Raw genomic sequence first — 26,736 nt, 5'->3', positions numbered from 1 at the left:
TCAACCGCACTTTGTCCAAAGTGCGGTCATTTTCCCTACCAGATTTGAAAAATGATACTAACTGATAGACAACCTTTCACTGATGAAGATCGTGCTATTTTGATTTCCTATAAAGCGGTAGTTGATGGCGTGAGTGCGTTGATTGGCGAGCATTGTGAAATCGTCTTACACTCTTTGGAAGACATTGAACATTCCGCCATTTGTATTGCCAATGGGCATAATACCAATCGCCAAGTGGGTTCACCAATTACGGATTTAGCCCTGAAATCCTTGCGTAATATGCAAAGTGAAAGTGTGTCTAAGCCTTATTTCACGCGTGCGAAAGGCAATGTGTTGATGAAGTCTGTGACCATCGCCATTCGAAATGGCAAACAACGCATTATTGGTTTACTTTGTATCAATATTAATTTGGATGTGCCGGTCTCTCAATTTATGCAGGCCTTTATGCCAACGCAGGAACAAAATGAAACCTCTTCCGTCAATTTTGCAAGTTCAGTGGAAGAATTGGTGGCACAAACGGTAGAAAAAACCATTGAAGAAGTGAATGCAGATCGCTCGGTTTCGAATAATAATAAGAACCGTCAGATTGTGATTTCACTTTACGAAAAAGGCATTTTTGATATTAAAGATGCGATCAATTTAGTGGCTGATCGCCTCGCGATTTCTCGCCACACCGTGTATTTGTATATTCGTCAAATCAAACAAGAGCAAGAGTAATGAACTATGTTCTCGCTGTGAAAAGTCCTGTTTATGGAAAACAAGGGGCTTTTCTTGCCTATCAATTCGCCCAAGCTTTACTCGAAAAAGGGCATGCCATTAGCCAAATTTTCTTTTTCCAAGACGGTGTGAGTAATGGCAATGGCTTGGTTTATCCTGCCAATGATGAATTTAATCTCATGCAAGCTTGGCAAGCCTTTTCAATCCAGCATCATATTCCTTTGCATTTATGTGTAGCCGCTTCACAACGTCGTGGCGTAGTGGATGCGCTTACAGCAAAGGATACGGATCATACGAATCTGGCAGAAGGTTTTGAGATTACAGGCTTAGGCGAGTTTATGGCGATGGCATTAAAAGCAGATCGGGTGGTGACATTATGAAGCTTGCATTCTTATTTCGTACCGCACCGCATGGAAACGCGATTTCTCGTGAAGGTTTAGATGCTTTGCTTGCTGCGACAGCATTTTGTGATGAAGAGGAAATCGGTGTCTTTTTTATCGATGATGGCGTATTAAATTTACTCGATGGGCAAAATCCTGAGTTATTGTTACAAAAAGATTTTATTCGTACCTTTAAATTATTAGATTTATACGATATTGAACAGCGCTTTGTCTGTGCCACTTCACTCGACCAATACAATTTGCAAACAAAACAACTCATTATTTCTGCTGAAAAAATTGACCGCACTTCGCTGATCAATAAACTTAGCCAAGCAGAAAAAGTGTTTACGTTTTAAGGAATATTATGCTTTATACCTTTTCTCAAGCTCATTATTCTGAGGCAGACCTTCAACGTTATTTGACTGAAATCACGGAAAATGATGCGGTGGTTTTATGGCAAGATGGCGTGTTGCTAGCGGTAAAGTACGGAGAAATGTTTACTCAATGCAAAGGACAATGTTTTGTGCTGGAACAAGATGTTTTAGCCCGAAATTTAACCGCACTTTTGCCAGAAAACAATCAAGTGCGGTCAATTTCATTAACAGATTTGGTGGATTTAACTGCTCAATATTCGCCTCAAATCGCCTTATAGCGGGCGTTCTTTCGGTAACAAGAGCGGTAATACCATAACAGAATAAAGTGCTAAACCTGCGGCCATTAAGCAGGTAATTTCTAATCCTCCTGAGCGTAACCATTCGCCAAATCCCATGTCATTCACTAGCGTTGCATAAAAGATCCCCGCTACGACGGTATAACAAAATCCAATTAGTACCGAAATTAATGCGATAGCTTTTACGTGATAACTCGCATAACGGTGAAATGCTGCCCAAAGTGTAATGAGAAAAGTCGGTACCGCAGCCACGATAAAGACGGTAATCGCTGAAGATTGAAATCCATCGGCATCATTGTTTGCGAACATTAGGCCAATAGTGCCAATAATTTGAATAATCAACGGTAAAAGAATAAATGCTTTAAGATATTTTTTCATGAGATGTCCAATTAATAGAAAAACGGACGCATTGTATCAATCAAATGAAAGACAACCAATCTTTTCTCTATTCGGTTTTTATTACATCCACTAATGTGGGCTGAACGATTGAGGCATAATCTTGTGTATTGAGAATAATAGAGCGTTCTAACGTACCTGCATTAAATGCTAATTCATCATAACGAGACAGTAAGCTAGGATCGGCAATTAATAACAAATCAGGATGAAAGCTAAAAGGCGGAATTGCACCAAATACACAGTCAGTTAGGGTATCTACTTCTGCAGGACTAGCAAGCGAGGCTTTCGTGCCGCCTAAATAGGCTGCAACTTTGCTTAAATCAGATTGTTGATCAGCCGGCAATATAACTAACACTGCTTGTTTTACGCCATTTCCTTTCACTTTGCATACTAGCGCTTTTGCCCCTTGCCCTAATTCTGTACCGCGAATTTTAGCCACTTCTTCTGATTTTCCTGCTGTGGGGTGTTCAACGACACGATAGCGTGCTTGATGTTTATCTAAAAGTGCGGTCAATTTTTCAAATGTTTTGACAGACATGCTGTTTCCTTAAAGGGGAAATCCTTTAATAAGAATTCCCCCTTTTTTATGTGAGTACAGGAATAGATCTATTTTTTAACCTTTTTCTCTTTTACAAAGTATTTGCCATCAAAACGATAATAAATGCGTTCTGAGGTCATTTTTCCGTTACCACAGGTATCTTCAAATTGATGTACTAACGGGAAGCTAAAGCGGTTATTTTTCAAGTCGTAATCAAAATAGGCATTCGATTCTGGTAAATCATTATTCGTATATGAGATAAACGATACCTCAATATTAGAAGTTGGTTTTTTACCTTGAATCAGATTGGCTTCTTCTAAACCTTTTTCCGTAATTTGATAAAATTTCGCTGCGATTGCATGATGACATTGACTGTAGATGTCAGCGGTTTCTATATAATAGTAAGGTTTTCCATTCAATTTAAGCGATACTAGCCAGGTTATATAAGAGTCTAACTCATTAACTTCCGTTTTCCAAATGCCATTAGGTAACTGATAACGCCAAATGCTGCCATATTCATGCATTGTCCCGCCAGATTGCCAATCCCAAGCAAGGATTTGCAGTTTTTGGTCTTTTGAAGTGAGCACGCGCACACCCTCTTTAGGCGCTTTTTCCCAAGCGCAGAATTTGCCTTCTAATTTTTCAATTTTGGCTAATGCGTCTTTAAACCGTTTTTCTGAAGACTGGTATTTTTCTTCATTTTTTTCGTTATAGTTGCCGTAGGTTTTCATCTCTGAATAACTTGCGGCTAATTCGGTATCAATGATTTCACATTGGTTAGCATAAGCGGCAGAAGAAAAGAGGCACAGGCAAAGTAAGATTTTTTTCATAGAGCGTTCCTTTTTTAAGATTATTTTTCACAAGCGGAAAAGGTGATTGAGCAATTCGCTGAATTCATTTTACAGGCTGCCAAGGCTTCTTGTTCAGCTTTTTCTCGCTTCATTCTGAAATTGCGAACAGCGGCATATTTTTCAGGAGAATCTCCTGTTGCCAATGCAACACAAGCATGATTAGCTTCTGTGACAATTTGACAATGTTGTTTATTTACATTATTTGAAGCAAGCTCGCAATCCTTTAGTGCTTTATTTTGAGCAGCCTTTATCATACCTCCCTCGCCATAACCAAAAGCACCATTTTGTGGATTATAAGCAATTACACTCCACCAATTAGGAAAATCTAGAAGTGGCGGTTGTGGTGGATACGACATTTGATCTTCGATTGAAGGTGTTGTTGCAAAGGCTGAAACGGATAAAGCACATAAAGCTAATGTAAGTGATTTTTTCATTTTTATTCCTTGTGAAAAATCCTGTGAGATTTGTCTTCTCTTTATTGTAAAAGCATATTACTAAGCAAGGTGTTAGTTAAAAAACTTTGCATCTATACCATATAGCACATCTAAATCATGCTGTGGTAAGAAGTCTTTTTCTTTTACTTGATATTGCACAACTTTGTCATTTTGTAGCACTTTTTTCACCTCGCCTTTACCTTTCCAACAGAAAGAAACAATCTGATCTTTTGGTCTTTCAATGGTAAGCGTAAAATCCGCAATAGGTTTTGCCCAGTTTGCTCCAGTTTTGAGAATATAACCTAGCTCACGGTAGTATATCCCTTGACTAGATTTTGCTTTTACTGATTTTTTAAATGATGGATCAATACAAAAGGTATCGGCAAACTTTTTATAATTCACGAGATCATGAAGCCCCATGCCAGATCCTAAAAGAGGGACATATTCGTGCTGAATTTGAGTAGTTGAATTGCCTTTAAAGGTTTGCTGCCAGCTATAAATAATTTGTCCACCCCAAGTGATATCTTCGCTATCCTCAGAGTCTTTGTATGCGAATTTGGCAAGACGTGGATCCTGACATTTTAAGATTTTCTTATCTGCGGAATCTGATTTACGTAACCAAGGCTCCATCAACTCTTCTTCAGTTAAACCACAGGCACGAAGAATGTCCGTGACATCGTGAGAAACCAATTCTCTTTTCTCTGGATCTTCTGCATTTTTGGTTTCGTAAAAGAACGCGCGTACATGAGTCGTCGGTTTGATTTCTTTGCCATTCGCATAAATCTTAAAAGAATTGATTAAACTTTGGGTGTCAGCAAAATCACCGTAATCGTGCAGCATCACTTCCGGTAATGGGAATAGCACCGTCTCAGTAATGTCTTTATCGGTTAGATTGCGATATTCATATTTCACCTTAATTTTATCTTGGCTGATAAATAGGTTTTCCTTTTGCATCGCAATATGCTCATTTTTAATATATTCCACACCACCAGTAGAGACCGTTCCCGTACTGTCGTTAGCTTGAGCCATAAATGGAAGACAAAGAATCGTTAAGAGAAGAGACTTTTTCATGATTGGTGTTCCTTGTAAAAAGTGAGAAAAATTTGACCGCTCTTGTGGTAAGGCAATTAACGTATTGTGTATTTTTCAAATACGCTACGAACTAAAATAATTTTTGTTTTGCTTGGCTAATTTTAAAACCGTGTTTTTCTTGGTTTGAGCAAGTTAATGAATCGCCCGAAGCAGTACATTGCCAGCCTTTGCCTTTAATCGTTTCGCCGTCTTTTAAGATCTGAGAGTCTGGCACAGCGGGGGTATCACTTGCACAAACAAGTGAGGCTTTTCCGGTAGCGCCAACAGAAAATAGCTCGCCCCATTCGAATTCACAATCTTTCGGACGCGGTAAAATCGGTTTTCCTTTGATTGTGGTAACACATTCAACTTTGGGGGTTAGACCAGGAATGTCGCCAGAGCAATAAATAGCATCATTAGCAGTGCGGAAACTGATAAGCGAGTCTGAGTTTGATGCTGTTTCTATTCGCGGGGTTAAGGCAAAGCTAGAAACAGAGAAAGTACATAAAGCGAATAAAAATAATTTTTTCATGTTGAATTCCTTGTTGAATGGCGGAATTGGTAAAATTCCCACAAAATTTAACCGCTTGCAAACCCTTTTGAATTGCTAAGTTATGAGTTTACTTGTTTTATTTCTTACAATAAAGGTAGGATAACAAACTTAACAATAATGGGCATAAAAAATAAATATAAACCGATGAGGTTTGGAATATGCCATCATAATCGGTGCTTTGTAGCGCATTCAAAGCAAATAAATATTTCCCGAATACTCCAGCTTCCGCCATCCATAGTAACATTGCAAAGCGACGATAAAAACGTTGAAAAATAGCAAAAAAGAGATAGCTAAAAGTGGTAATGGCAATAAGTTTAAAATAGATATTAATAGAATGATTTAGACTATTAGCCACAGGCTCGTTGAATGCTAAGTTATAACCAATAACTTGCACCCAACGCACGTCAAAGTTGAAGTAGAAATAAGCACTAAATAACAAGACGATGAAATGAGTTAAAAAAAGTAAAAATTTCATATTGGAATATCTTTGTATGAAGAAAAAGATGCCATTTATGACATCTTTTTCTCAGTTTAGATTATGAGCATTGCCCTGCTGCGCGTAATAAGTCGTTGCAAGAGCCAGTAGATTTCCCTGTACTTCCACGACCACCGTTACACACTGCACCAGAAGTGGCTGGACCAAAGAAGGTTAATGCATTTGTGACATAACATTGGTGTGAACGTTTGCCTACAGTTGCGGTAAAGTTAATTTGTACGCCTTCGTTTGAACGATTGCTGATTTTAACTGCGCTGGCATCAGTATTCAGTGCAAATGCCGCTTTCTCTTTAAGTTTTTCTTCAGAAACAGTTGCGCTGTTTAACGCACTACATCCAGTTAATGTTAAAGCGAGAAGCGAGGCAAGGATTGTGGTTTTCATGTTCATATATTACTCCTAAATAAAGGTAGAGTTGTGTAAAAATCGAAGAAAGTAATACCTTCTAAAATTGATTAGTAAATTCTTTGCTATGATACATTTTATTAGGAATAGATCAATACTTTATTAAAATACTCGGATAAATATCTTTCTAAAATACTAGGATATTTCTTAAAGAGATAGGTAAATAATAGACAAATACATTTATGCCCCGTACTATGTTCCTTTTTCTTTGGTATCGTTTATGACTCGAATTAATCTTGTTCCGCCTGAGGAACTTTGTGATCAGCATCTTTTAGCTGAACATCGTGAATTAACCCGCATTCCTAACGCCGTGGCGAAAGGTAAATTTCATTTGAAAGGACAGTCTACGGAATATAAATTAGGTGAAGGGCATGTGCGTTTTTTCTTTAATAAATTGGCGTTTTTAAAGAAACGGTATGATGCATTGCATGCGGAATGTAAGGCGCGAGGCTTTAACGTGCAGTATATTTGGAATGAAACGTTACCCGATGATCCAAGTTTATGGTTGGACTATGAAGCCACAGAGGCGGCGTTACAGATTAATCGGGAACGTATTCAGGAAAGAATGCCATTAAAGGCGAGATTTACACCGCATCTTCCAAAGGGCGGTCAAAAATAAAGGAGTTTTCACTTATGAAAGGCAGTGAGAATATAAAAAAGGTGAGCATCGCTCACCTTATGAATTGTTTAATCTTTCAATTTAATAAAAAACGTACCACTAGGTATGATAGGCAAATAGTTTTTATGGAAATCCATAAAGGTTTTTTGTGGGTCTATGTCTTCAAAAAGTTTTGGGTAAAGTGCTTTTGCCATAAATTGAGCAGCTGCCAGATCACTTAGTGAGCGAGAAGCCGTATGATAAATACCGTAAACACGGTGGTTTTTAACTGCAGGTAAATCTTGCCACCCTGCACGGGTTAAGAAACCTTTTAGGCGTTTTTGTGCATCCTGTTCATTGATGTTTATTCCCATCGCCATCATTTCATCGTTAGTTTCATGCCCCATTTCTGTGCCAGAAATCATAATCACTTCAGGTTGTGCGGCAAGAAGTTGTTCTGGATTAATTGGTCCCCAATTTTCGACAAAAGGCGCGCTTACGTTATCCCCGCCAACAGTTTCAGCAATAGCACCCCACATATTTTTACCAAAGGTAAAGCTATATTCACTAGGACCTTTATTGCCAAATTCTACATAGATTTTAGGTTTAGGTAGGTTAGCCTCTTTTACACGTTTTTGAATATCAGTAATGCCTTGAGCATATTCATCTGCAATTTTATTTGCTCGTTCTTCGGTACCTGCAAGTTGCCCAAAAATCTTTGCGCTTTGGGTGTGTCGTTCTACACTTTGAGCATTAAAATCGACAACAATAATTGGAACGCCAGCTTGTTCTAACTTTGGTAGTTCGGAACCAATAGTTTGATATTGCCATTCTGCAAGAATCAATACATCAGGTTTTAATGCCAAGGTTTTTTCGGTTGAGAAAGTTCCTGTATTTACATTACCAATATCAGCAATATTTTTGAGTTCAGGTATTTTTTCAGAAAACAATGCCCAACTTCCTGGATTAAATTTTTCCCAAAATTCACGTGAGATACCTTTAACATATTTAAAATTTTCAACACCCGTAACAGCAATGTAATCAGGATAGTAAAAGCCTAACACGGCATTTTTTACGGGCACATCAACGTTAACTTCTCGTCCTAATACATCTTTGATTGTTTTTATTTCTGCTTGAGTAGTGATACCAAAAGTCAGTAATAGAACGGCCAAAATTAAACGAATTGTTGATTTTTTTTGCATATAAACTCCTGTCTGAATAAAACATCAGAATATTGCCATAAATAAGAATTATTATCAAATTTAGATGTTATAAAGTGATAATACAAGAAATGCTGTTGAAGGGTAAAATAGGCATATATCTAGAAAAAACATATTTCGCATTTAAAATTGGAAGTGCGGTCAAAACTTAGTAAGTTTTCACTTCTCCTTGAGTTGGACTAAAGGAGAAGTGAATGTGGGAGAATTATTTATACTCAACCACGATATCGCTTTCGCTGACGGTATCACCATAAACTGGCAATAAGGTTTTTTCGTAAGCTTGTTTTAAACGCCCATCTTTGCCTAGAGTTTGGATTTCGTTATTTAACCAATTTAACAATTCAGGTGCATCTTTGCGAACAGCTGGTGCAATAACATCTTGATCACCAAAGTTTTTTACGCCCACGGTATAACCTGGATTTTGTTTTGCCCAAGCGAATAAGAAGGTATTGTCATTAGATAATGCATCACCACGGCCATCACGTAAGGCTTCAAAGGTTTCTGTATTTTGTTCGAATTTCAATAACTTCACATCTGGATAGTTTTTGGTGAAGAAAATATCAGCAGTAGTGCCTTTATCTACAATTAAAGTTTTGCCTTTTAATTGTTCAAGATCCGTAATCACTGAGCCATCTTTCGAAACGACACCGAGTGCCACTTTCATATATGGATTAGCAAAATCCACCACTTCTTTACGTGCTGGTGTTACAGTGAAGTTGGCAAGAATAATATCAACTTTCTTAGAAAGTAAGTATTCTGCACGGTTTGCGGCATCCACTAAAACAAATTCCACTTTGTTTTCATCACCTAATAAATCTTTACCGATCGCTTTACCAATTTCAACATCAAAGCCTTGGCTTTTGCCTTGTGCATCCACATAACCAAATGGTGGTTTATCGCTAAATACACCAATGCGTACTTTGCCATCTTTTTGTATTTGCTCAAGGCTTGAAACTGTTTTTGCCTCGTCTTTAGCTGGTTCTTTGTCATTACACGCGGTTAAGCCAAATGCTAAGGTGGCAGTAGCGAAAAGTGCGGTCAATGTTTTAAATGTTTTCTTCATAGTTTGTCCCTCTCGGTTCATAATTTAAGATATTTAAGAATGTTTTCGCACGATCCGTGGTTGGATTCGTGAAGAAATCTTCTGGTTTTGCCTGTTCAATGATTTGCCCTTTATCCATAAACACGATGCGATTAGCCACTTGACGGGCAAAGTTCATTTCATGGGTAACGATAAGCATCGTCATGCCATCTTTGGCAAGACCTAAAATTACATCAAGTACTTCACGTACCATTTCTGGGTCAAGGGCAGCAGTGACTTCATCAAACAGAATAATTTCAGGGTTCATGCAAAGTGAACGTACAATGGCAATTCGCTGTTTTTGTCCACCGGATAATTCACGTGGATAGGCATTTTTTCGATCATATAGGCCTACACGTTTAAGTAACTCATCGGCTTGTTTTTCAGCTTCTGCACGATCGCGTTTTTGTACTTTTAAAGGGCCGATTAAAATATTGTCAATCACTGATAAATGAGCAAAGAGTTCATAACTTTGGAATACCATCCCAATGCGTTGACGCGCTTTAACCCAAGGAATGTCTTTACCTAATTCGCCTGCATTTTGCAGCAAAATCTGACCGCGCTTTATTTCCTCCAGTCCATTTAGGCAGCGTAAAAAAGTACTTTTACCACAACCCGATGGACCTAAAATAACGACAACTTCGCCTTTTTCTATAGAAAGATTGATACCTTTTAGTGCTTCTACATCACCGTAATTTTTGACGAGGTTTTTAATTTCTAATAACGCCATGTGTTTTCCTAATTAAAATTAACTTTCCCAACGGGTTTCTAAATAACGGGAAAATAAGGATAGCGGGTAACAAATCACAAAATATAAACCGAAAATGACACCGTAAATCCAAAGCGCCGCTGATTGATTACTAAATAATGAATGCTCGATAATTTGTTGACCGACTTTTATCACTTCTACTACCCCGATTAACATTGCCAAGGAACTGGTTTTTACCATGCGGGTAAAGAGGTTAATAGCACTTGGTGTCACACGTTTTAAACTTTGTGGAAGTAAAATATACACAAAGGTTTGAAACGGCGTTAAACCTAAAGCGTAGGCTGATTCCACTTGATGTTTTTCAATGGAAGTTAATGCACCACGCACTAAATCCCCCATTTCTGCCGTTCCCCAGAAAATAAACACCAAAATACATACAGAAATGCCATCTAAGTGAATATCAAACCATTTTGCCAAACCGAAATACGCGAGAAAAAGTAAGGCTAATAATGGAATGATGCGTACAAATTCTAAATAAAAGCGGCAAATGGCTTTGATAATGGGATTTCTGCTTGTCATGATTACGCCAAAAATCACACCTAAAATACAGGCGAAGAAGACAGAAATGAACGCAATTTCAGCCGTCACCCATAAACCGTTGAGCAAGCGTTCAATGTTGCTGCCTTGGAATAATAACTCAAGCCCCATATTTTGCTCTCCGAGTACGGCGTTCTAAATAACTGATGAACAGAGACATCGGTAATAGAATGATCAAATAAAACACCACTAATAAAAATAAGGCTTCATTGGTTTTGTAATCGAGCCCGATGACTTCTTTCGCTACAAACATCAGTTCAGCGACAGCGACAGCGCTGATCACCGAGGTTTCTTTCATTAAGAACAAGCAATTTGCGCCAATTGCAGGTGTGGCAATCGCAAAGGCTTGTGGAAAAATCACATAGCGAAAAGTTTGAAAAGGGGTTAGACCAATACTTAAGGCTGATTCAATTTGCCCTTTTGATACCGCTTCCAGACCACCACGAAAGGCTTCTGCCATATAGCTTCCACCTAAAAATGCCAGGCCGATAATGCCGCAAGTAAACCCATCTAATTTCAGGCCAATTTTAGACAGCCCAAAATAGAGAAAAAACACTTGAATCAATAAAGGCGTATTACGAGAAAGCTCGATATAGCCTTTTACTAGCCAAGTTAATGATTTGACTTTGTAGGTGGTAATCACCGCACAAATCACACCAATCACTAGCGACAATAAAATGCCCCAAAAGGCGAGATGAAGGGTCATCAGCGTGGCATGAATAAAACGTGGGGTGACACTTAAAATATAATCCCAATTCATTTTTCATGATTTAATCGTTTGCGTGGCGATATAGTAAAAAATTTTGAATCGGTGAGAAAAGAATGGAAATTCATTACTTATAATGAAATGTAATAAGAAGTTGGTTTTAAATAAAATAAGTGGTGATTAGGAATGAAAAAAACGGGGCTTTATTCAGCCCCGTCTTTGTTTATTTTAATCACGTTTCGCAATAAGTGCGATTGGTTCTTCGTCTGTTTTTGGTTCATCTTGTATTTCAGCCGGTTTGTCTTGAATAGACATGGCTGATTTTAAACTGTCCTGACGAATTCTTTCCGCTGCTTCTTTGTCGCCAGCTTGTTCGAACACATAAGACGCCATCATGACATCATTTGGTTGAAGTTGAGTTGGGCAAGCAGTAACTTCTTTAAATGCTTCTGCTGCTTTAGCGAAGTCATTATTACGCACATAAAGATAGCCTAATGCACGATTGAGACAACAACGTTGGCTTTCATCGGCACGTTTTGCACGTTTTTCCACTAGTTTGAGCAGTTTGCTGTTATCTTCTGCTTGTAAACGAGTGATTTGCGTGCAAAGCTCAGGGCTAATTGGGGTGTTATCACCCAATTTCTTCATGATTTCAAGCGTGAATTCATAAGCTGACTCATGATCGTTACAATCAATTAAACGCTGAATTAAAGCCGTTTTTAACTCTAAGTCATTGCGACGACGGCGTGGTTGAGCTTCCCACCATGCAAGCAGACCTTCAACGCCTTCTTCATTCATTTTCTCATCTAACAAGCCATTTTCTGTTTCTTGTTGAAGCGCTTTAAATTCTTCAGCTGAGAATAAGCCAGAACCTTCGATTAAATCTAAGATGCCATCAAGAGCTTGATAAGCTTTGGAGCGGCTATAAATTTCAGCAGCAAGTTTTAAGACTTCTTTGTTGCGATCTGACATTTCAAGCAAACTATCGACGGAACTGCGCGCAGCCGGTAATTTATTTTGTTGTAATAAAATACGGGTACGAGCAATTTCGACGACTAGGTTATCTGAACCTGCAAGCTCAGTCGCTTCAATTAAATAACGGTTTGCACTGAATTCATCACCGCGTTGCTGAGCAGCTTCAGCGGCTTTAATCAGATTTAATACTGGCTCAGCAGAATGTTTCGCATTTTTACCAATCAGTTTTTCTGCCTTGGCATAATCGCCCTCATTCATTTTCATCAAGCCTTCAAGGGTTTGACGTTGTGCTTTCACACGTTTACGGAGAGAAAACCAGTTATAGGTATTGCTACTTAAACGGAAGAAACGGGTAACCAACCACTCTAACGAATAAATCACTGCAAGTGTGACCACAAAGAGAATCACTAATGTGGTGAGTGACATTTCATATATGGTGTTTGCCGTTTCAACTCTGACATAACCTTGCTGACCGGAGAGATAAGGCCCTGCAATCAATCCGGCAAGTAAGGCGATCATTAAAAAAAGAACTCTAAACATTATCTATCCTTATTGTTGGGGTTCAGTTGCCGGTTGTGCAGCTGGTGCTTCAGCGGGTTTTTCTTCAGCTTTTGGCTCTTCCGCTTTCGCTTCAGGTGTTGGTTTTACTTCTTCTTTTCTTGGTGAATTATCAAGCGCTTTTTCTGCTTCAATTTCCACTTTCTGCACATCTAAAGGTGTACGATTTAAGTACTTATCAAGCATACTTAAGCTTTGTAATTGGCTTGGTACATCTACATAGATGGATACTTCAGATAATTCATCCACTGATTTTAAGAAACTTTGAGTCACTTCAGCATTGGTATCAAAATAGCTACGAATCCAAGATGCAACGGCTTCTAAAGATTGTTTATAAAGCTCATTTTGCTGACGAGGCACTGCCATAATCGCTAATTGTAAGCGTAAACGAATGTTTTCACGCAAGTAGATATCTTGGTTTGGCGCTAATAATTCTTTGCGATCCGCACCATGTTTCGGTGAAATACGGATAAAGTGATTCAAGAATGAGGTCGCACTTTTTTCTGCATTTTCTGCCCAGTCAGACAGGGAATCTGATAATTTTGTTGCATTTTGATCATCACCGAAATTCACATCTAACACAGGTAACTCATCAACCGTATTAGCTAATTGCGATAATTTTTGCATGACCGCATTTTGATCCACGCCAGCTACGGAGAGAAGTTGTTTCAGATCTTGATTGATTGCGCTACGGATAGCCGCGGATTGTGAGTTATTCACTTTAGCAAGAGTCTCATCAGCGAGTTTTAAGAGTGAAACCGCTGTATCCACGTCATTATCTAACACTAATTTACGCAATGCATTGTTGAGCAAGAAATCTGCTTCTGAGAATAACCAATCAGTAGGCTGTTGAGCATTAGCTTGTGCGCTCACTTTATTGATTTGTGATTGTAAGCCAACTAACTCATGTGATTTTGCATTGATTAGCTCTTCTACTTGCGCAATTTTGTTTTGCGTTGCTTTATTCGCAGACTCTAATTGAGCAAGTTGTGTAGTATCAAATTTTACTTCTTGAGCAGGTGCTGAAACCACTGTTTTATTATTGATTTGAGCTTCAAGTGCGGTCAATTTTTGTTGGAATTCATCCACTTTTTGTTGGCCAAAATAATAACCTGCACCACCCACGCCAAGTGCAATGAGAATAGCCAATAAACTTAATCCAGTACCACTTTTCTTCACAACGGTTTGTGTACGTGGCGCAACAGGCTCGCGATCTTCAGTTTGAATTTCCACTGCATCTGTTTCTTGGATTTCATCTGTCGTTTCAGGGGTTAATTTCTCTTTCGCCATATCTTTTCCTTAGTGAGAAAGGGGAGTTACTTCATTAAGTAAGGTATTAAGTAAACTTTGATTGTCCGCACCAGCGGAAACCACCACATTATGCCAACCTTGTTGTACTGCGACATCCGCAATGCGTTGACTTACCGTGACTAAACAGCAATTTTTTAGCCAATTTTGTTCATTTTCAGGCACAAATTCGATTAACGCCTGCAAAATTTCAAGGCTCGTGACCACAAGGGTTTGCACACCAGAACGAATACAAATACTGGTTTGCTCTTCGTTATTATAACTAATCGGCGTGCGTTGGTAACATTCGACTGTCTCAACAGTTGCACCGCGTAGTGTGGCCTGTTCACGTAGTAATTCTCGTCCACCGTTGCCACGTAAAATTAACAAGTTTTTATCTGTTAATTCTGCCATTTGCGGTAAATTTAGCACGCCTTCCGTATTTTCCGACGTGATTGGATAACGAACAGTACATTCAGTTTGACAGGAAAAATGCTGTGCCGTTCTATGTCCAACTGTAAAGTATTGTAAATCTTGACGCCAGCTAAAGCCAATATCTTTCAGGGTTTTATCCGCAAAATCAACCGCACTTTTTGAAACCAAAAACACATAATCACCACTTTTTAGCTGATTAAGTTTCGTCGGTAATTGAGCCAACTCAGCACCCGCTTCAATAGAAAGCAAAGGCAAATGCAAGGCAACCACACCGGCTTGATTCAGCTGGTCAACTAGGGTTTTTCCTCGTTCATCGGGGCGAGTGACTAGTACGGCCATGGTGATTTCCTATGCTGAGTAAATCTTCGCCAGAATCTTATCTGCGCCTTGGGCTAGAAGTTGTTCAGCAATGGTCACACCTAATGCTTCGGCATTTTCAACCGCACCTTTACCTTCTGCACGAATAATTGTAGAGCCATCAGTTTCTCCGACGAGTGCACGCAAGAAAATTTCGCCATTTTGCTCAATAGCATAGCCACCGATTGGTACTTGGCAGCCGCCTTGTAAGCGAGTATTCATTGCACGCTCAGCCAAAATACAAGTCGTCGTGGTGGCATCTGAAAGTGGCGCAAGTAATGCTTTTACTTCTTCATCATCAACACGGCACTCAATGCCTACCGCGCCTTGTCCGGCAGCCGGTAACGATTGTTCCACTTCAATAAACGAGGCAATACGTTCCGCTAGCCCTAAACGAATTAAGCCAGCTGAGGCTAAAATAATGGCATCGTATTCGCCATTGTCTAATTTACTTAATCGGGTTCCTACATTGCCACGCAAGGAACGGATATCAAGATCAGGGCGTAATTGTTTTAATTGGCATTGACGACGTAAGCTTGATGTTCCGACAATAGCGCCTTGCGGTAATTCATCTAATGAACGGTATGTATTAGACACGAAAGCATCGCGCGGATCTTCACGTTTACAGATCACACTTAAGCCCAGACCTTCTGGAAATTCCATCGGCACATCTTTCATTGAATGGACGGCAATATCAGCACGTTTTTCAAGTAAAGCGTTTTCTAACTCTTTAACAAATAAGCCTTTTCCACCAATTTTAGCCAGAGGGGAATCTAAGATTACATCACCTTTTGTCACCATCGGAACTAATTCAACAGAAAGTGTCGGGTGAAATTTTTCTAATTGATCTTTCACAAAATTTGCCTGCCAAAGTGCTAAAGGGCTTTGACGGGTCGCAATTTTTAAGGTTTTAAGTACTGCCATAAATACCGCTGATTTTAAATAGAAATATGCCCTATGCTACCATTTTTAGGGCAAAAAGTCAGATCATTTAAATTTTTGATTTCTGATGAGCTAAGTGGTACAGTAATGCCAGTTATATGGTCATAGGTAGGAAGCCTTGAAATACGATCTCACTCAAGCCCGAAAATGTATCGAAACTCTAGATAAACGTCGTTTTGATCGTGCATTATTGGGCTCAGGTGATGCATTCCGACACATCGTCTCTTTAGTGCCGCTGTTGTTGCATCTTAATCATCCTGCTCTGCCGGGTTATGTGGAAGATGCCCCGGCAGGCATTGCCGATTTTACGCTTTCCAATTATCAGCAAAATTTTCTCTCAAAAGAACATCCTGAACTTGTCGAAGCCGTGCAAAGTGCGGTCAATTCTGATGCTGTTTTTGCGCAGATCTTAGGTATTTATGTGATGGGCAGTTTTGGCTCCATTAGCCAAACTTCAGCTTCGGATTTGGATATTTGGATCTGCCATCAAGATGATTTATCTGAACAAGAACAGCAGCGCTTAGCGGAAAAAACGAAGAAAATTAGCCAATGGGCATCCACATATCATGTGGAAATGCATTTCTATTTGATGACACAACAACGTTTCCGTAACGAACGTTATTCCGATCCACTAACTAAAGAAAACAGTGGTTCTGCCCAATATATGCTGTTATTGGAAGAATTTTATCGTTCCGCTGTACGTCTTGCTGGCAAGCCATTATTGTGGCTCCACTTGTGGGTGGAAGATGAAAAACAATATGAGGCCGAAGTTGCTCGTTTAGTCGCGGCTGGTGAGCTTAATTTAAATGATTGGGTTGATTTTGGTGGATTAGGGCAATTCTCAGCTAGTGAATATTTTGGTGCGAGCTTATGGCAACTTTATAAAGGTATTGATTCTCCTTATAAATCGGTGATGAAAATCTTGTTGTTGGAAACCTATGCCCAAGAATATCCAAATGCCCAGCTAATTGCTCGCCAATTTAAAGAGGATTTGCTTTCTGGTCACAGCACGGCTATACATCATTTCGATCCTTATATTGCAATTTTAGAGAGAATTAGCCAATATTTGACCGCACATTCAGAATTTAAGCGTCTTGATTTTGTACGTTCTTGTTTTTACGTGAAAGCCACGGAAGACTTTGCGTTATATCACGCTTCAAACTGGCGTATTTCTTATATGAAAATGATGGCCCAAGAATGGGGGTGGTCAAAAGAACGTATTGAAGAATTAGATCAGCGCCCAAATTGGAAAATCAAACGGGTGAAAGAAAGTCACAATAATTTGGTGAATTTCTTGATGATGAGTTATCGAAATCTGGTGGATTTTGCGCGTAAACATAAAATTAACTCTAGCGTAATTCCACAAGATATCACGGTGCTTTCTCGCAAACTTTATACTGCCTTTGAAGAATTGCCGGGTAAAATAACGTTACTAAACTCACAAATTTCCTATAACTTAACAGAAGAACACCTCACGTTCATCGAAGTTCACGGCAATAAGCGCTTTAAAGATGGTTGGTATATGGTGAATCAGCCGCCACACCATATTATGTTCTCGAAAGAACGCGTGATTGAATACGGCGAAAGTTTAAATAAAGTGGTTGCGTGGGCTTATTTTAATCGCTTGTTGACGGCTGAAACCCATTTGCATTTAATCAGCCAAAATATCGACCAACTGACTTTACGTAATTTTGTGGCCGATTTGCGGTTGTTTTTCCCGCATACAAATAGCCAAGTTCCGACAAATGAGGCACTTTCTTCACAGTGCGAAATCCGCGATTTATTTATTGCGGTGAATTTGGTGAATGATCCAACCGCACAAGTCGAAGAGCTTAAATCAAATATTTCGCCAAGTGATTTATTCAGTTTTGGTCAGTTAGAACAGAGTTTGGTAGGAAGCATTGATTTCACTTACCGTAATGTGTGGAATGAAATTCGAACCTTACATTTTGAAGGACAAAATGCGATTTTGCTTGCCTTAAAAGTGCTTTCTAATAAAATTGATCAAGGGGTGAATCAGCCTCGTTCTGTGCAGGTTTTCTGTTACAGTAAACATTACAACCGTACATTGCGGAACTTGGTGAGTGTACTCGTAAACCGTTGTATCAGTATTCAATTAGGGGATAGCCGTCCAACAACACATTCTCGTTTGCGTGTAGCGGGGAAAAACTGGCAATTCTTCTTTGAAGAAAAAGGGATCAGCTTGCAACCTATTGAAGGCGGAAAAGAAAGTGCGGACAATTTTGAAGACGTTTTACCAACTCAGTTGGAAGAGAAAGAGATTATCCCAGAAGCACGTCGGTATCCACCTGAAATTGATGTGTTTGCCAGTGAAGGTTTTTTACAATTCTTCTTTGAAGATAATGCCGATAATAGCTTTAACGTCTATTTGTTAGATGAGAAGAACCGTCTCGAAATTTATCGTCAATGTGAAGGTTCGAAAGATGATAAAGTACGCGAAATAAATCGTATTTATCAATCGCTTGGCTCAAATGATTGTGAAAATCCGTATAAAATGGTGCAACGGAATTTTAATTACCCGCAATTTTATCAATTGCACTCAACTGAAAGCGGCATGCGTATTATGCCGTTCAAATTTAAAAGCAAAAGGACTTGCGAATAGCGACATCAAAACAAGCATTGTTTGAGATAAATCAAGTTTGTCTGCAAATATGCATTGGAAGATAGGTAAAATCCCGATAGAATCCCTCGGTCGAAAATCTATTGAGAAGTAATCTAAGGCAGTGGATGTTTTGCCTTTAGGCAATAGAATAGTGTCCGCTTATCTCTTGGAGAATATTATGCAAGAAAAGTTAAAAGTATTAATTATCGACGACCATCCATTAATGCGTCGTGGTATCAAACAATTAGTTGAATTAGAAGAGAATTTTGAAGTTGTCGCTGATGTAGGAAGCGGTACAGAAGGCATTTCTATTGCGATTCAAGAATCGCCCGATTTAATCATTTTAGATCTCAATATGAAAGGTCTTTCAGGTTTAGATACCCTTAAAGGCTTACGTGCAGAAGGTGTTGATGCGCGAATTTTGATCTTAACCGTATCAGATGCGAAAAATGATATTTTCACTCTCATCGATGCTGGTGCAGATGGCTATTTATTGAAAGATACTGAGCCAGATGTGCTACTTGAGCAAATTAAACGTATTGCGCAAGGTGAAGTGATTTTAAGTGATTCGATTAAAAATCTTCTTTTAGAACGCAAACATACTGTTGATCCAATGGATTCACTCACCGATCGTGAAATGGATGTATTACGTTTAATTGCAACAGGTTTATCCAACAAACAAATTGCAGGCCAGCTTTTCATTTCTGAAGAAACAGTTAAAGTACATATTCGCAATTTACTTCGTAAACTTAATGTTCACTCACGCGTTGCCGCAACCGTTTTGTTCTTTGAACGAAATGGTCGATAGGTAAGTTTCAAAACGTAAAAAAGTGCGGTCAAAATTGACCGCACTTTTTATTTCTTTTAGAACAAGAAAAATTAGTTTTTCGCTGCTTCCGCTGCTTTCACGATTACTGCAAATGCAGGCGCTTTAAGTGAAGCACCACCCACTAATGCACCATCGATATCTGGTTGAGTGAATAATTCCGCTGCATTGGCGTCATTTACTGAACCACCGTATTGAATGATCACTTGATCTGCTACAGCTTGTGATTTTGCTGCGATGTGGCCACGGATAAATGCATGAACAGCTTGTGCTTGTGCTGGAGTTGCTGATTTGCCCGTGCCGATCGCCCAAATTGGTTCATAAGCAATCACTGCACCATTAAATGCTTCTACACCTAATGCATTGATGACTGCATCAATTTGACGCGCACATACTTCTTCAGTTTTACCTGCTTCGTTTTCAGCTTCAGTTTCACCGATACATAATACAGGCACTAAACCTGCTTCTTTTAATGCGCCAAATTTTTTCGCGACGAATTCGTCGCTTTCTTTGTGGTAAGTACGACGCTCAGAGTGACCGATAATGATGTATTTTGCACCAAAATCTTTTAACATTTCGCTAGAAATATCACCAGTAAATGCACCTTTCACATTGATATCTACGTTTTGTGCACCTAACTGAATCACACTTTTACCGCCGCAGCTGCAACCACAACCAGAAAGTGCTGCTTCAGCCGTACCTAAATACATCACTGGTGGGGCAATTGCCACATCACAACCTGTTACATCATGTAATTCTGCTTTTAATCCTTCGATTAATTCTTTGGTGAACTCTTTGGAACCGTTTAATTTCCAGTTACCCATCACTAAAGGACGACGTGCCATTTTTGTTTCTCCATATTGAATAAATAAAAAGTGTGTTTACTATACCAAACTTTGGGCAGATTTCTTTGTGCAAAATCACATTTTGAAAATTTTTTTGGGGAAATGATGATTATTTTGTGCTAAAAAGCTACAATCTACTGTACGGAACCGATAAAAAAATAAATAATTTTATAAATAAACGGAAAATAGGTCTGGTAACAATGAAAATTTTCAAAGCCGAACAATGGAATATAGAAGTGCTTGCTCCACTCTTTGAAGCCTATCGACTTGCCAACGGAATGAGTGAAAATCCTGACCGCACTTTAACCTTTTTAACGAATCGTATACGTTTTAATGAAAGCATGTTTTTTGTTGCTGTAAACGAAAACTCACAGGCGATTGGTTTTGTTCAACTTTATCCTCGCTTATCCTCTTTACAACTACAACGCTATTGGCAATTAACCGATATTTTTGTGAAAGAAGATAAACATCAGGCCGAGATTTATTCTGCCCTTATTTCTAAAGCGAAAGAGTTTGTCCGTTATACACAATCTAATCGTTTAGTGGCAGAATTAAGCCAAGCCCAACAGAGTATTTTAGAACGCGAAGGATTTAAACTAAACACGAAAAAAAGTTTGTTTGAATTAACTCTCTAATGCATACACTCCTCAATCAATATTGGGATTACTTGCGAATTGAACGCCAAGTAAGCCCACATACTCTCACTAATTATCAACATCAGCTAGATGCGATTTTAGCGATTTTGGCTGAAAAAGGTATTCAACACTGGCAGCAAGTGAATCCTAGTGTGGTTCGTCTTATTTTGGCGGAAAGCCGTAAGCAAGGTTTAAAAGAAAAGAGCTTAGCATTACGTTTGTCTGCTCTTCGTCAGTTCTTCAGCTATCTTGTGCAGCAAGGTCAAATGAAAGTGAATCCGGCAACGGGTATTTCAGCGCCGAAACAAGGCAAACATTTACCAAAAAATATTGATGCTGAACAAGTCCAAAAATTGCTTTCAAATGACAGCAAAGATCCTATTGATTTGCGTGATCGTGCGATGATGGAATTGATGTATAGCTCAGGGCTTCGTTTATCTGAATTACAAGGATTAAACCTCAATAGTATTAACACCCGTGTACGTGAAGTGAGAGTGATTGGTAAAGGGAACAAAGAACGTATTGTGCCTTTTGGGCGCTATGCTTCTCACGCAATTCAACAATGGTTGAAAGTACGCCCTTTATTTAATCCTAAAGATGAAGCCCTTTTTGTGAGCCAACAGGGAAATCGCCTCACTCATCGCTCTATTCAAAAGCGAATGGAAACCTGGGGCATTCGTCAAGGATTAAACAGCCATCTTAACCCACATAAACTACGCCACTCTTTTGCAACGCACATGCTGGAAGCGAGTTCGGATTTGCGGGCTGTTCAAGAGCTTTTAGGGCACAGCAATTTGTCCACCACGCAAATTTACACGCATTTGAATTTCCAACATCTTGCAGAAGTGTATGATCAAGCCCATCCTCGAGCAAAACGAAAAAAATAAACAAAGTGCGCTCAAAAATCGTCGTCTTTTTTAACCGCACGTCTAAACAAAAAGGCTACCTTTCGGTAGCCTTTATTCATTTCACTATAAGCTAAACGCTTGAATATAAGGAAGTTTACCTTTCTTCAGCATATCTTCGATACCGCTTTGATGGTCATTTTCACCCAAGCCGCGTAATTCAAAGGTGACGCCAATACTGTTGTCATAAATCACTTGATCGTCACGTTGATTTTGTCGACTGGAGACATAACGTCTCGCCCCTACGCCAACAGACCAACAGCACGAGTTATATTGCACCCCCACATATTGCTCAACTGGTTTTTTCAATGCAATATCTTGATAGTATTTTCCGACAACTGCCCAATTATCTGAGACCTCCCATGCTGCTACGACACCAACCTGTTTAATATCTTGTTGGTAACGGTTAGCAGACGCACCTAAGTTTTGGTTGATATACTCTTTACTTGCGTAGCGATAATTTAACTGAATCAGATTGTTCTTCATCGGGTTAAATTCCAAACTACTATTTGCTAAGGAGGCTTTATCTAACAGCGTATCATATTGGTAGCTACCACGCCAATTCCATTTATCGCTAATTTTCCAATTGGATTCTAATGCCCAAGAAGAAGAGGATTTTGGTGTACGATTATTTGGATTATCGTCAATTCTTGAGGCAGTTAAGTAATAAATTTGTCCTGCCGAGAAGTTAAAACGCTCATTGGCATTTTTATCATAAAGACGCGTTGTACCACCAAGCGTTATTTGATTAGCGGATGAAATACGATCTAAACCACTATAACGACGATCACGGAATAATGAATAATAATCTTGTTGAACTAAAGCAGAGTCATAACCAAAGCCAAGATAGTCATTAACTAACTTAGAGCCAATATTGCTTTGATCCTTATATGGTCGATATAAGTATTGTGCGTGCGGTTCAAGCGTTTGTGTATAGCCATCAAATAAAGTTTGGTTAGAGGCTAAAACTGTTTGTAAATCTACTTTTAATTGTGGTAATACGCGATTTACTGATTTTTGTATTTCTTCTGCAGCAGAAGAAGAGCCTTTCTTCTGATTGTAATGCGTCGCATAAAGTTTGGTTTCAATATTCAAGTTTCCGTATTTATTTGACATTGCTGTCGTCAAACTTGGCTCAGTATGAAAACGCCAAGCCGTTGGCATTAATGCGCTGTCATTATCAAAACGTGCAGCTTGTGAGAATAATTTAAAATCTAACCAACCATTTGCTAAATCATTTCTATAATAATTGAAATCGATTTGTGGCATGGCTCGGTAAGGACCGATATCCACTTCGTCAAAGATTTGGAACTGGCGCGCTGAAATGGCCAAATTATAGTTTGGTTGATAGTAAGCAATACGTGCATATTGATTCGCATAACCATCAGTACTGCTACCATAATCAGAATCAAAATCGGTGAAATATTGTTTGTCACTAACTTTGGTGTAATCAATGTTTAAACGCCAGTTTTCAAGAAAAGAAGAACTGTGATTCCAATAGAATAAGTGACGTTTACGACTATCGCTAATGTATTCATCGTAGCGATCACGTCCTAAATATTCGCCAGCAAGTTTACCTTCACCAACCGGTGTTAAATAACGGAACTCACTATTTAATTGCCAGCCACGGCGTGACATATATTTTGGTGCAATCGTCACATCGTAATTTGGTGCAATATTCCAATAAATCGGTTGTTTATACCAATAACCATCTCGACTAGAGTGACCAACTGTTGGCATTAATAAACCTGAACGACGACGATCACCAATCGGTAATTGCAGATAAGGGGTATAGAATACCGGCACACCTAATACTTTAAAACGCGCATGCCAAAATTCGGCATATTCTTCTTTGATGTGCTGACGAATCTCAGAGGCATCTACTGCCCAAGCATTATCATCGGGTAAACAAGAGGTAAATGTCGCGTTTTTCATTAAGCGGTAATCATCACCTAACTCAATTTCTTGTGCTTTACCGCGGCCTTGACGTCCTACAAGTTGGTAGTCTGCATCGGTTACGTTACCGTTTTTGCTATCTAAATTAAAGCTCGCATCATTACCTAATAGATTGATTTGGTTGTCTTTATAATCAAATCCACCACGTAAATAAGCCCAACGTTGAACTTGTTTACCTTCACCAGTTTGTTTAACTTCAACTGAATTCCCGACCAGATGGCGGTTTCCTTGTTTCAAATCCACATTGCCTTGATAAATCGCCTGAGTTGGCTGATTAATCTCTGCTTTATCTGCTTCAATATAAACCGGCAAATTATTGACATCACCTTTCACAACCTCACCAGTAAAATGAGGCACACCAAGTAAACATTGAGCATGCAGATCTGCCAAACTTTGTTGGCTATAAAGTGCGGTCAGAATTGAGATTGAAATTAAGGTATATTTTTTATTCATAATTCAGCTCTTATTCAGATGAAATTAGGGGGATTATACTGGAACATCATTTATAACAACAGTTATTTGTATGGTCGTTGACTAATCCCACCGATTGCATAAAGGCATAGCATGTCGTTTCGCCAACAAAGACAAAACCACGCTTTTTCAACGCTTTTGACATTGCTTTTGAGGTTTCAGTTCTGGCAGGTACCACAGAAATATCCGGTACATCATTGATAATTGGTTGATGATTCACGAACGACCACACAAAATCACTGAAATTTTCACCGCACTTTTCCATGACTAAATAGGCTTGGGCATTTTTTACGATGGCTTCCAGTTTTGCCCGATGGCGAATAAGTCCAGTATTTTCCATACAACGATCAATATCTTGTTCGGTCATTTGCGCGATTTTGGCAGGATCAAATTGATGGAACGCAGCCCGATAGGCTTCACGTTTTTTCAATACAGTAATCCAGGAAAGCCCTGCCTGTTGCCCTTCTAAGCAGATTTTCTCAAACAGTTTTTGGCTGTCAAATTGTGGCTTACCCCATTCCTTATCGTGATAGTCTATGTAAATAGGAAGTTTTCCCACCCAAGGGCATCTCGTATTTGTACTCATACCCTATCCTTTTTAAGCTGTTCATAGATAGCAACAAAATCAGGCATTACCCCGCGCCACAAATGGAATGAATGGGCAGCTTGCGCCACCAACATACCAAAGCCATCGCTGACATTATTCAGACCTAAGGATTTACAGTAGGCAATAAAAGGCGTGTCGCTGCCTTTGGCATATTGCATGTCATAACAAGCGCGGACCAATGATAAGATAGAGCCATCAACGGCAGCGGTATGCCCGCTTAATCCGGCCGAAGTTGCATTGATCACTAAATCGTAGGTTTGCGCGGGAATTGCATCCATTGCTACAGCTTCAATTGTGCCGTAGGGCTTGAACTTATCTGCCAGTTGTTGCGCTTTTTCTAACGTGCGGTTAGCCAATACAATCTGCTGTTGTGCTTCTAATAAAGGCAGTAATACCCCTTTAGTTGCCCCGCCGGCACCTAAAATTAAAATGCGTTGTTGTGGCTGAATCCAACCTAAGCGTTGTAAATCCGTTACTAAACCAATACCATCGGTATTGTCCGCATAGAGTTTACCGTTAGATAGTTTTTTAAGTGTATTACAGGCTTCTGCCAGTTTTGCCCGTTCGCTATGTTCTTCAGCAAGCGCATAGGCGCGTTCTTTAAATGGCGCAGTGATATTACAACCTTGCGCTCCTTCAGCAAAAAAGGCTTTTAATTGCTGCTCAAAATCCTCAAGATCACCTAATTTGGCAACATACTCCATCGTTTGCTGAGTTTGTGTGGCAAATAAGCGGTGAATTAACGGCGATTTACTTTGAGCAATTGGATTGCCCCAAACGGCATAGTGGTGCATATCTTATCCTTGTCTGAAAAGTTGGTTTGTGAGCAAATCACGAATTTCCGATGGATTTTGTGCTTGACCAACCACTTCATCAAGCACGGGAAAATCTGCCCCAAATTGGGAACGCACGGCATCTGCGCTGCGGCAAGGTGATTGACCGGTTAAGTTCGCGCTGGTCGAGGTGAGGGCGAAGCCTGTTTTTTCGCACAAGGTTTTGACGGCAGGATGAGTACATAAACGCACCGCAATGCTATTAAATTGCCCCGTCAGGAAATGTGGAACCTCTGCCTTAGCCGGCACCACCCAGGTGATAGGATGCTCATATTGTGCCTGTAAGCGCGCAAGTTGTTCGTCAGATAAATGGAAAAAATCCACAAAGGGTTGTAAAAAATGCAAGCTCGGTGCGACTAAAATAATGCCTTTTTCAATTGGACGTTGTTTTAAATTAAGTAATTTTCTGACCGCACTTTCACTTAGCGGATTACAGCCCAAACCGAATACCGCCTCAGTAGGATAGGCAACTACTTCGTCTTGCATTAAACAGGTGGCAATTTGTTGTACATTCATTTTTCTTTCTCAAAAATATGTCGGCAGCTTTTATTTGCACATTGCCACACTTGGTGTTCGTCATTTTCACTTTTTAATAGTGCTAGTGGAAAATGGCATTGTGGACAAGGAATAGCATAGGGTTTTGCTGGCAAGGAAAATTTGCAATGGGGAAAGTTATCGCAACCATAAAAGATTTTCCCTTGTCGTCCGCGACGGGCAACCAAATGTCCTTTATGGCATTCCGGGCAGTCTATAGATTGTTCTTCATCCTGTTGCTCATGCACCACAAAATCACAATCGGGATAATGACTACAACCGATGAACATGCCAAAGGCACCTTGTTTGAGTTGGAGTGGATTGCCACATTGCGGGCAGGCCTCATCAAGCTCTTTCAAAACCTTATGTTCCACCTTATGCAAGGGGCGCAAATAATCACAGGCGGGATATGCGGTACAACCTAAAAACAGTCCTTTTTTACCCTGTTTCATTTGCAAAGGTGCGCCGCATTGTGGGCAATATTCTTCGTGTTTTGTGTGTTGGAAAAGACTTTGACTCATACGCTG

At 39.5% G+C, this 26,736-nt stretch carries 32 protein-coding genes; 9 read left to right on the top strand and 23 right to left on the bottom strand.

The features are described 5' to 3' along the window. Positions 1-51: 51 nt before the first annotated feature. Genes INQ00_RS02275 through tusB form a run of 4 tightly spaced genes read left to right on the top strand, consistent with a single transcriptional unit; the run spans position 52 to position 1,749 of the window. A complete protein-coding gene (locus tag INQ00_RS02275; protein WP_081000843.1) occupies positions 52-717 on the top strand; it encodes a helix-turn-helix transcriptional regulator in 666 nt (221 codons plus the stop codon). Further along, positions 717-1,097, top strand: coding sequence for a sulfurtransferase complex subunit TusD (gene tusD, locus INQ00_RS02270; RefSeq protein ID WP_197547189.1), 381 nt, complete (start codon positions 717-719; stop codon positions 1,095-1,097). The genes INQ00_RS02275 and tusD overlap by 1 nt, the downstream gene beginning before the upstream one ends. Beyond that, positions 1,094-1,453: a sulfurtransferase complex subunit TusC gene (tusC, locus tag INQ00_RS02265; protein ID WP_197547188.1), complete on the top strand. Its 360-nt coding sequence runs from the start codon at positions 1,094-1,096 to the stop codon at positions 1,451-1,453. Before tusD ends, tusC begins: the two co-directional genes overlap by 4 nt. Before the next feature lie 8 nt (positions 1,454-1,461). Next, positions 1,462-1,749 (top strand): sulfurtransferase complex subunit TusB, encoded by a 288-nt coding sequence (gene tusB, locus INQ00_RS02260; RefSeq protein WP_197547187.1) that lies wholly within the window; start codon positions 1,462-1,464, stop codon positions 1,747-1,749. On the opposite strand, the gene INQ00_RS02255 is transcribed toward tusB, so the two are convergent. The 8 genes from INQ00_RS02255 to INQ00_RS02220 all read right to left on the bottom strand — a co-directional run bounded on the left by INQ00_RS02255 (position 1,744) and on the right by INQ00_RS02220 (position 6,494). Further along, positions 1,744-2,145: an HI_0559 family membrane protein gene (locus INQ00_RS02255; RefSeq protein ID WP_197547186.1), complete on the bottom strand. Its 402-nt coding sequence runs from the start codon at positions 2,143-2,145 to the stop codon at positions 1,744-1,746. The two genes, tusB and INQ00_RS02255, sit on opposite strands and share 6 nt — an antisense overlap. Before the next feature lie 67 nt (positions 2,146-2,212). After that, positions 2,213-2,701 carry a YbaK/prolyl-tRNA synthetase associated domain-containing protein gene (locus INQ00_RS02250; protein ID WP_049384684.1) on the bottom strand — a complete coding sequence of 163 codons (489 nt, stop codon included), beginning with the start codon at positions 2,699-2,701 and terminating at the stop codon, positions 2,213-2,215. A 68-nt stretch (positions 2,702-2,769) separates the two neighbouring features. Then, positions 2,770-3,531 (bottom strand): hypothetical protein, encoded by a 762-nt coding sequence (locus tag INQ00_RS02245; RefSeq protein WP_197547185.1) that lies wholly within the window; start codon positions 3,529-3,531, stop codon positions 2,770-2,772. Positions 3,532-3,551: 20 nt separating this feature from the next. After that, the gene (locus tag INQ00_RS02240) at positions 3,552-3,986 is read right to left on the bottom strand and encodes a DUF4189 domain-containing protein (RefSeq protein ID WP_197547184.1); all 435 of its coding nucleotides are present in this window, start codon (positions 3,984-3,986) and stop codon (positions 3,552-3,554) included. Positions 3,987-4,058: 72 nt separating this feature from the next. Then, on the bottom strand, positions 4,059-5,057 hold the full coding sequence (locus INQ00_RS02235; protein ID WP_197547183.1) for a DUF4424 family protein: 999 nt from the start codon (positions 5,055-5,057) through the stop codon (positions 4,059-4,061). 91 nt (positions 5,058-5,148) lie between these two features. Next, positions 5,149-5,589 (bottom strand): DUF6636 domain-containing protein, encoded by a 441-nt coding sequence (locus INQ00_RS02230; protein ID WP_197547182.1) that lies wholly within the window; start codon positions 5,587-5,589, stop codon positions 5,149-5,151. Between the two features lie 97 nt (positions 5,590-5,686). Continuing rightward, entirely contained in the window at positions 5,687-6,085 is a 399-nt protein-coding gene (locus INQ00_RS02225; RefSeq protein ID WP_197542565.1) for a hypothetical protein, read from the bottom strand. A gap of 61 nt (positions 6,086-6,146) precedes the next feature. Further along, positions 6,147-6,494 carry a hypothetical protein gene (locus tag INQ00_RS02220; protein ID WP_197547181.1) on the bottom strand — a complete coding sequence of 116 codons (348 nt, stop codon included), beginning with the start codon at positions 6,492-6,494 and terminating at the stop codon, positions 6,147-6,149. Positions 6,495-6,729: 235 nt separating this feature from the next. Between INQ00_RS02220 and INQ00_RS02215 the strand changes: the two genes are divergently transcribed. Further along, on the top strand, positions 6,730-7,128 hold the full coding sequence (locus INQ00_RS02215) for a pyrimidine dimer DNA glycosylase/endonuclease V (RefSeq protein ID WP_197547180.1): 399 nt from the start codon (positions 6,730-6,732) through the stop codon (positions 7,126-7,128). 68 nt (positions 7,129-7,196) lie between these two features. Here the strand turns inward: INQ00_RS02215 and INQ00_RS02210 are convergent, their stop codons facing one another. From INQ00_RS02210 to hemC, 9 genes are all read right to left on the bottom strand, one after another. Beyond that, positions 7,197-8,309, bottom strand: coding sequence for an ABC transporter substrate-binding protein (locus INQ00_RS02210; RefSeq protein ID WP_197547179.1), 1,113 nt, complete (start codon positions 8,307-8,309; stop codon positions 7,197-7,199). Between the two features lie 223 nt (positions 8,310-8,532). Then, a complete protein-coding gene (locus INQ00_RS02205; protein WP_197547178.1) occupies positions 8,533-9,390 on the bottom strand; it encodes a cysteine ABC transporter substrate-binding protein in 858 nt (285 codons plus the stop codon). Continuing rightward, entirely contained in the window at positions 9,374-10,138 is a 765-nt protein-coding gene (locus INQ00_RS02200; protein ID WP_197547177.1) for an amino acid ABC transporter ATP-binding protein, read from the bottom strand. Before INQ00_RS02200 ends, INQ00_RS02205 begins: the two co-directional genes overlap by 17 nt. A gap of 18 nt (positions 10,139-10,156) precedes the next feature. After that, positions 10,157-10,825 carry an amino acid ABC transporter permease gene (locus INQ00_RS02195; RefSeq protein ID WP_065244426.1) on the bottom strand — a complete coding sequence of 223 codons (669 nt, stop codon included), beginning with the start codon at positions 10,823-10,825 and terminating at the stop codon, positions 10,157-10,159. Next, positions 10,815-11,474, bottom strand: coding sequence for an amino acid ABC transporter permease (locus INQ00_RS02190; protein ID WP_197547176.1), 660 nt, complete (start codon positions 11,472-11,474; stop codon positions 10,815-10,817). Before INQ00_RS02190 ends, INQ00_RS02195 begins: the two co-directional genes overlap by 11 nt. Positions 11,475-11,648: 174 nt before the next feature. Beyond that, a complete protein-coding gene (locus INQ00_RS02185) occupies positions 11,649-12,935 on the bottom strand; it encodes a heme biosynthesis protein HemY (RefSeq protein WP_197547175.1) in 1,287 nt (428 codons plus the stop codon). A gap of 9 nt (positions 12,936-12,944) precedes the next feature. After that, entirely contained in the window at positions 12,945-14,243 is a 1,299-nt protein-coding gene (locus tag INQ00_RS02180) for a uroporphyrinogen-III C-methyltransferase (protein WP_197547174.1), read from the bottom strand. A gap of 9 nt (positions 14,244-14,252) precedes the next feature. After that, on the bottom strand, positions 14,253-15,014 hold the full coding sequence (locus INQ00_RS02175) for a uroporphyrinogen-III synthase (RefSeq protein WP_197547173.1): 762 nt from the start codon (positions 15,012-15,014) through the stop codon (positions 14,253-14,255). A 9-nt stretch (positions 15,015-15,023) separates the two neighbouring features. Then, on the bottom strand, positions 15,024-15,956 hold the full coding sequence (hemC, locus tag INQ00_RS02170) for a hydroxymethylbilane synthase (RefSeq protein ID WP_197547172.1): 933 nt from the start codon (positions 15,954-15,956) through the stop codon (positions 15,024-15,026). A gap of 136 nt (positions 15,957-16,092) precedes the next feature. On the opposite strand from hemC, the gene INQ00_RS02165 reads away from it, so the two are divergent. Together INQ00_RS02165 and INQ00_RS02160 are read left to right on the top strand one after the other, a co-directional pair. After that, complete coding sequence (locus INQ00_RS02165; protein WP_197547171.1) at positions 16,093-18,597, top strand: class I adenylate cyclase; 2,505 nt, start codon at positions 16,093-16,095, stop codon at positions 18,595-18,597. A 178-nt stretch (positions 18,598-18,775) separates the two neighbouring features. Then, positions 18,776-19,405, top strand: a complete 630-nt coding sequence (locus tag INQ00_RS02160; RefSeq protein ID WP_005694852.1) for a response regulator — start codon at positions 18,776-18,778, stop codon at positions 19,403-19,405. Positions 19,406-19,476: 71 nt separating this feature from the next. Here the strand turns inward: INQ00_RS02160 and tpiA are convergent, their stop codons facing one another. Then, entirely contained in the window at positions 19,477-20,268 is a 792-nt protein-coding gene (gene tpiA / locus INQ00_RS02155) for a triose-phosphate isomerase (protein WP_197547170.1), read from the bottom strand. Positions 20,269-20,468: 200 nt separating this feature from the next. Between tpiA and INQ00_RS02150 the strand changes: the two genes are divergently transcribed. Then, positions 20,469-20,903 (top strand): GNAT family N-acetyltransferase, encoded by a 435-nt coding sequence (locus INQ00_RS02150; RefSeq protein ID WP_197547169.1) that lies wholly within the window; start codon positions 20,469-20,471, stop codon positions 20,901-20,903. Then, a complete protein-coding gene (gene xerC, locus INQ00_RS02145) occupies positions 20,903-21,790 on the top strand; it encodes a tyrosine recombinase XerC (protein ID WP_049366628.1) in 888 nt (295 codons plus the stop codon). The genes INQ00_RS02150 and xerC overlap by 1 nt, the downstream gene beginning before the upstream one ends. An 84-nt stretch (positions 21,791-21,874) precedes the next feature. Here xerC and lptD read toward each other — a convergent pair whose 3' ends face one another. The 5 genes from lptD to INQ00_RS02120 are packed head-to-tail and all read right to left on the bottom strand — an operon-like array spanning position 21,875 to position 26,730. Then, positions 21,875-24,217 carry an LPS assembly protein LptD gene (lptD, locus tag INQ00_RS02140; protein ID WP_197547168.1) on the bottom strand — a complete coding sequence of 781 codons (2,343 nt, stop codon included), beginning with the start codon at positions 24,215-24,217 and terminating at the stop codon, positions 21,875-21,877. Between the two features lie 46 nt (positions 24,218-24,263). Continuing rightward, positions 24,264-24,821: a DNA-3-methyladenine glycosylase I gene (locus tag INQ00_RS02135; RefSeq protein ID WP_197547167.1), complete on the bottom strand. Its 558-nt coding sequence runs from the start codon at positions 24,819-24,821 to the stop codon at positions 24,264-24,266. Then, entirely contained in the window at positions 24,818-25,636 is an 819-nt protein-coding gene (gene aroE / locus INQ00_RS02130) for a shikimate dehydrogenase (protein WP_197547166.1), read from the bottom strand. Before aroE ends, INQ00_RS02135 begins: the two co-directional genes overlap by 4 nt. A gap of 3 nt (positions 25,637-25,639) precedes the next feature. Continuing rightward, positions 25,640-26,191, bottom strand: a complete 552-nt coding sequence (tsaC, locus tag INQ00_RS02125; RefSeq protein ID WP_197547165.1) for an L-threonylcarbamoyladenylate synthase type 1 TsaC — start codon at positions 26,189-26,191, stop codon at positions 25,640-25,642. Then, positions 26,188-26,730 carry a DNA topoisomerase family protein gene (locus INQ00_RS02120; RefSeq protein ID WP_197547164.1) on the bottom strand — a complete coding sequence of 181 codons (543 nt, stop codon included), beginning with the start codon at positions 26,728-26,730 and terminating at the stop codon, positions 26,188-26,190. The genes tsaC and INQ00_RS02120 overlap by 4 nt, the downstream gene beginning before the upstream one ends. Between the last annotated feature and the right edge of the window lie 6 nt (positions 26,731-26,736).

It is taken from the genome of Haemophilus parainfluenzae, from assembly GCF_014931275.1.
GTDB lineage: Bacteria > Pseudomonadota > Gammaproteobacteria > Enterobacterales > Pasteurellaceae > Haemophilus_D.
Note: the sequence above shows the minus strand (reverse complement) of the source record. Positions and strands in the feature narration are given on the sequence as shown.